Origin of the sequence: Bacillus sp. GMa5/1, assembly GCF_050172015.1 — a bacterium.
Lineage (GTDB): Bacteria > Bacillota > Bacilli > Bacillales > Bacillaceae_G > Bacillus_A > Bacillus_A cereus.
The window spans coordinates 1-3,760 of the sequence record NZ_JBNLYC010000290.1 but is presented as its reverse complement, the minus strand read 5'-3'; the positions used below and the strand labels follow the sequence as shown (position 1 = coordinate 3,760).

The window sequence follows — 3,760 nt, the reverse complement described above, 5'->3', positions numbered from 1 at the left end:
AGTGAGCTTGAAGAAATTTCTTCTATAATCCCCCGTGATGTAACATCTTATTTCCCTCAATTTGTAAAGAAAATAAGTTCTCCTTGTGAAAATGGATTATATGTTTATACGTTATCACCAAGTCAAACTTGTGTATATGGTTCGTTTTTATATGATCAAGATAAAAAGGACGCCAAAATTCAAAAATTTCTTCATTATTTCGTAGCTCATGGGATACTGATAACGGTCCAAGAAAAAGAGGAAGAAGATTTTCAAGAATTAATACATAATTTCCCTATAGGTATAAAAAATTGTAATAGTTCCGCTGAAGGACTATGTGCCATCTTATCGATATTTATATCTCACTATTTACGAAAGGTTGACTATTTTGAAAACAATTTCAGAAATGTGTTATGGGATTTTTATCATCATAATAACATAGCAGTTTTAGAAAGGATTTATCATATTCGTCATGAATTATTTATGAACACACATGTGTTTCGCTTAATACAAGAAGTGTTACAAGGCTTGGAGGAAGCTTGGTTAGAAAAACTAACAAACACCCTTTGTTATAAACAAACACACGTAAAATTAGAGCGTGGATTACAACTTGTTAAAGAGTACCAAGAAGAATTAGACACGATGATTCATTTACAAGAAGTTGTTTCTTCTCATCGTGGGAATGAAATTATGAAAGCTCTTACTGTATTAACTGCTGTGAGTACGCCTTTGACAGCCTTAGGAGCATTATGGGGTATGAATTTTAAATACATGCCTGAACTAGAATGGAAATATAGCTATTTAATGGCTCTCTTATTTATTATTTTCACAACAGCGGGTATGTATATGTATATGCGATTCAAAGGATGGACAGGTGATTTATTACGAGTAAAGAAAAAGAAGTCTTTTTTTAAATCTAATTAGTCCTGTTTATAAAAAATATGATAGACATATAGTTAATAATATTTATTAATTAGGGTAGTGCCATATCCCTATCAAGTTAAAGTTTTGATGTCCCCGCAATGATAAAAATAAACTTGGTTTCCATAAAAAACATAATATTTTCATTTAAAGGCTATGAGGTGAAATGTCATCATCTTCATCACGTTTGACCTTCAAGAAATAAAAAGTTAAACTATTCTTGTACTCGAAGTACTATTATAGTACTGGAGAGATAATAACTTGACTATTTTGGTATGAGGTGAATAAATGATGAAAGATCGGATTGCCAAAACTGCTATTGCGCTTTTTCATGTAAGGGGAATAAAATTCACAATGAGTGATTTAGCTCGTGATCTAGGTGTAAGCAAAAGTACGCTTTACGAGCATTTTCCATCTAAGGACGAGCTTATTGGTTATGTAGTTGAGCAAATAAATGAAGAAGCCCAAATACGTTTTCGGGAAATTATCGATAATTCGAATTTGACCATACCGGAAAAATTAAAAGGGATTCTTTTAATTGTGCCTAAGGATTTTCAGCACAGCTTCGTACGTTTACTGATTGAACTGCGACGTTACCATCCAGAGCAGTGGGCAAAAATAGAACAAGGCATAAATGAAGAATGGGAGGTAATTACTGGGCTAGTTGAAGAGGGCATCAATAGCGGTGTTTTACGTTCAATGGACATTCCAGTGCTAATCCAAACACTCAAAACGTTAATGAAATCAATTTTTGAACAGGGGAGTATAGCCTCTAACCAAATTACTCTACAAGAGTCACTTGCAATGATGGCCGATATCATATTGCATGGAATCACAAGTAAGGATTAAATAGTACTTCTACATAAAAAATGAGTAGGGTCACAATAACCATACAGGTTAACGTAGCCCCGCTCATTTTTTATTTTTATCCCGCTTTAATGGGCAGTAAGATTCCTACCTCAAAATTCAGTGAAAGCAAAGAATTTAGGTGGGAGATCAACTGCCCATAAAAGTCCGATTGGTGAGGGCTGATAATCAGTGGGGGATGAAGAAAACCCCACTGATTAAAGTTTCACTTTATGTCGATTTTACTTAAGGGTAATTATACTTTACAGTCTGGAAGATTTCGGTATAATATAAAATGAGTACCAAAAATAATTTTTTGGTACTGAAGGTACGGATTAAGATAATCAGAGATGGAAACGAAAAGTTTGTAATTTTAAATTGTTTTTTCAATTTGGCTGGGATGTCCTTGAAGATAAAATACGGGTCTAGGAGGAATGTAAATGGATTTTTTTGAGACTGTTATAATCATTGTGAATTTTAGTATTCTAGGCTGTATATTGTTTTTTAGTGAGAAAATAAAACAATGGTCTGTCTTCATTCTAACAGTTGCCTTTTGTGTGGTTGTTGTGCAGCTTATCGTAGAAGGGTATCGCTGGCAGATGATTCCTGCTTATTTGTCCCCATTTATTTTAACAAGCTGCTATCTATTTGCTGAATCAAAAAAGAACGTTAAAAGTTGTGGGGCATTCACAGTCAAGACAGCGCTACTGGTCATTTATTTGACTATTGCGGTCATGCTTCCTTCCCTCATGCCGGTAGTTTTATTTGAAAAAACGAGCGGTCCCTTCAAGGTTGGTACTACACTTTATCATTGGATTGATTATAATCGAGAAGAACCTTATATGAAAGATTTGAACGGCCGGCGCGAGCTGATGGTTCAGGTTTGGTATCCTGCAAAAGAAAAAGGAGAGATGAATCGCGCACCTTATATCCATAACTCGGATGAGATTGCCAAGGGGTTGGAAAAATCATTGTCTATTCCAGCATTCGCGTTTCATCATCTAGGCTTGATGAAGTCGAATGCATTCATGGAAGCTCAATTGTCAGATTCAGAGGAACGTTATCCGGTCCTACTCTTTTCCCATGGTTTAAGCGGTTTTCGCAATCAAAACACGTTTGAGGTGGAGGAGTTGGCCAGCCAAGGTTACATCGTCGTAGGAATTGATCATACCTATGATGCTGCAGCTACCGTCTTTCCAGATGGCAGAACCGCTTTTGTACAGTCGATCAATTTAACTGATTTTGCCGAACGAGATCGCCATATCAAATTATGGAAGGAAGATGTTGTTTTTGTACTTAATCAAATAGAGAAGCTTAACCAAAGCGATAAAGATAATCGCTTTACAGGAAGAATGGATACATCCCGAATTGGAATGTTTGGACATTCTTATGGTGGAGCTACAGCTGCGCAAGTGTTAGTGGAAGACTCCCGTGTCAAAGCAGCCATCAATATGGATGGTACATTATATGGGGAAAATGTTCCGAAATCTAGAGTTGGAAAACCGTTTTTGATTATGAATGCAGAGACTAGTGATGATTCCACGAAAGATTTTTTAGAGGGAAAAGTTCGTAGTGACCATGCACTTGCAGGTGGTGGCATGTCAATGGTTATTCCCCATACCAATCATACGAGTTTCACTGATTTTCATTTGTTCTCTCCTTTGTTACGAAGCTTAGATGAAGATCCAAGATACGTTCACCGTATTATAAACGAATTCAGTCTCGCTTTTTTTGATCGATATGTGAAACAGGTAGACGATAGCTCTGCGCTTGAAAAATTGGACTCCAAATACCCAGAAGTGAAATTTAAAGTGAATTAATGACAATGTCTTTTAATATATTTGCTAACAGTTGGGTATATATTTTAATCATCAAGAAAGATTGCCCTCTGTAGCATACAGAGGGCAATCTTTTTTAAATTAATATAAAGGAGTTTTTTTATGTTTAATAGATTGAAGTATTTTCTTTTATCCGAGAAAGAAATAGTTGAAACTGTGAAGAATTACAAGGAGGA

3 protein-coding genes are annotated in these 3,760 nt (G+C 35.6%); all 3 read left to right on the top strand.

All coding sequences use genetic code 11. The features are described from left to right. Positions 1 to 903, top strand: a 903-nt coding sequence (locus tag ACQGSG_RS27505) for a magnesium transporter CorA family protein (RefSeq protein ID WP_426948520.1), incomplete at its 5' end; no start/stop codon positions are given. 288 nt (positions 904 to 1,191) lie between these two features. Further along, on the top strand, positions 1,192 to 1,749 hold the full coding sequence (locus ACQGSG_RS27500; protein ID WP_000654864.1) for a TetR/AcrR family transcriptional regulator: 558 nt from the start codon (positions 1,192 to 1,194) through the stop codon (positions 1,747 to 1,749). 437 nt (positions 1,750 to 2,186) lie between these two features. Further along, positions 2,187 to 3,566: an alpha/beta hydrolase family protein gene (locus tag ACQGSG_RS27495; RefSeq protein WP_000345276.1), complete on the top strand. Its 1,380-nt coding sequence runs from the start codon at positions 2,187 to 2,189 to the stop codon at positions 3,564 to 3,566. Positions 3,567 to 3,760: the final 194 nt, after the last annotated feature.